Here is a 2,089-nt window from a genome sequence, read left to right on the forward strand (position 1 = left end):
CGCGGCGCGTCCGCCAGCAGCTCGGCGCTGAGCGCGGGCCCGGCCGCCAGCACGACCGCGTCGCACGGCACCCGCCCGTCCTCGGTGACCACGGCGGTCACCCGCCCGCCCGCGCGCTCCAGGCGCAGCGCGGCCGTGCCGTAGTGGAACCGCACGCCCGCGCCCTCGGCGGCGTCCGCCATGGCCTGCGGCACCGCGCGCATCCCGCCGCGCGGGAACGACACGCCCGCGATGGTGTCCATGTAGGCGATGACGCCGTACGCGCCGAGCGCGTGCCGGGGCGCGACGCCCGCGTACAGCGCCTGGAAGGTGAACGCCCTGCGCAGCCGCTCGTCGCCCAGGTGCTTGCCGACGCCGCGCTCCAGCGAGGAGAAGCCGCCGAGCGCGGCCAGCCGCACCAGGTCCGGGCCGACCAGGTCGAGCGGGGAGTCGAAGTTCGCCCCGATGAACCGCTCGCGCTCCACCTCGTAGAGCTTGCCCAGCCAGTCCCGCAGCCGCAGGTAGCCGTCGGCCTCGGCGGGACCGGCGAAGTCGGTGATCGACCGGTGCATGGCCTCGGCCTCGGTGTGCACGTCCAGGCTGGTGCCGTCGGCGAAGCGCGCCCGGTACGCCGGGTGCAGCGGCAGCAGCTCCACCAGCTCGTCGAGCTTGCGGCCGACCGCGCCGAGCGCCTCGTCGATCAGCTCGGGCATGGTCAGCACGGTCGGGCCGGGGTCGATCCGGTAGCCCGACACGTCCAGCCTGCCCGCCAGACCGCCGGGGTGCGCCAGGCGCTCCACCACGGTCACCTCGTGCCCGGCGCCCCGCAGGTGCAGCGCCGCGGACAACCCCGCGAGTCCCGCGCCCACCACGACGACCCGATCGGTGCGACCCCTGACCACGGCGACCATCAGACCTCTTCCCGCTCACCCCGGCCGCGCCTTCGGCGACCGGGAACCGCTGTTGACTGGAAAAACCCCGAGCTCGGACCGGTCCCGTCCGGGCGCGCCGGACCGGACCGACCCACCGCGCTAGCTGCGCCGGTCGGTGGCCCGGCCCGCCATGCGCAGCAGCGCCGACCTGGCCTCGGGGCGCACCGGCGCGTCGTCCAGGGCCCGCACCGCGCTCGCCGCCAGCGCGGTGATCTTGCTCTCGACGGTGGCCACCGCGCCGGTCTCCACCAGCACCGCCTCCACCGCCCGGTAGTTCACCGGCCGCCGCTCCAGGCAGTCGCGCAGCAGCTCCGCCGCCGCGTCGTCCCCGGCGCTGCGGGCCAGGCCGAGCGCGATCGACATCAGCGGGGTGCGCTTGCCCTCGCGCAAGTCGTCGCCCACCGGCTTGCCGGTCACGCCGGGGTCGCCGAACACGCCGAGCAGGTCGTCGCGCAGCTGGAACGCCACGCCGAGGGCCCGCCCTAACGAGCGCAGCGCCTCGAGGAGCTCCGGCTCCGCGCCCGCCATGGCCGCGCCCAGGTGCAGCGGGCGCTCGACGGTGTAGGCGGCGGTCTTGAGCGCCGCGACCCGCAGCGCCTGCTCCAGCGACTCCTCGCGGCGGGCGCCCGCCAGCAGGTCGAGGTGCTGCCCGGCCATCATCTCCACCCGCATCGCCTGCCAGGCCACCCACGCCCGCGACAGCGCGGCGGGTTCGAGGCCCGCGGTGACGATCGCGTCGTCCGACCAGGCCAGCGCCAGGTCCCCGACCAGCACCGCGGCGCAGTCGCCGTAGTGCTTCGGGTCGCCGGACCAGCGCAGCCTGCGGTGCCGCGCGGCGAACGCCACGTGCGCGGCGGCCCGGCCCCTGCGGGTGGTGGAGCGGTCCATCACGTCGTCGTGCACCAGCGCGCACACCTGGAGCAGCTCCAGCGCGACCAGCGCGCGCACCACGGCGTCCGACTCGGGGCCGGTCTCCGCGCCGCCCGCCGCGAGCCAGCCGCACCAGGCGAAGATCGGCCGGACCCGTTTGCCGAGGACGGACAGCTCGCTGATCTCCCCGACCAGCTCGGGGGCGAGACCGGCGTCGGGGCGCGCCGCGAAGAACTCCTCCAGCGCGGCGTCCAGGCGCGGGACGACCGCCTCGGCGGAGACACCCTCCGGTCGGGTGCGATGGGCAA

Annotated in this window: 2 protein-coding genes; both read right to left on the bottom strand. The window is 76.4% G+C overall.

Annotated elements, in window-relative coordinates; all coding sequences use genetic code 11:
* The coding region (gene crtI, locus ACTUAL_RS00250; protein ID WP_440898838.1) for a phytoene desaturase family protein at positions 1-890 on the bottom strand (890 nt) is incomplete at its 3' end.
* A 120-nt stretch (positions 891-1,010) separates the two neighbouring features.
* Positions 1,011-2,089 (bottom strand): polyprenyl synthetase family protein (locus ACTUAL_RS00255; RefSeq protein WP_440898839.1); only part of this gene is annotated, 1,079 nt, incomplete at its 5' end.

The organism is Actinosynnema sp. (assembly GCF_052038725.1).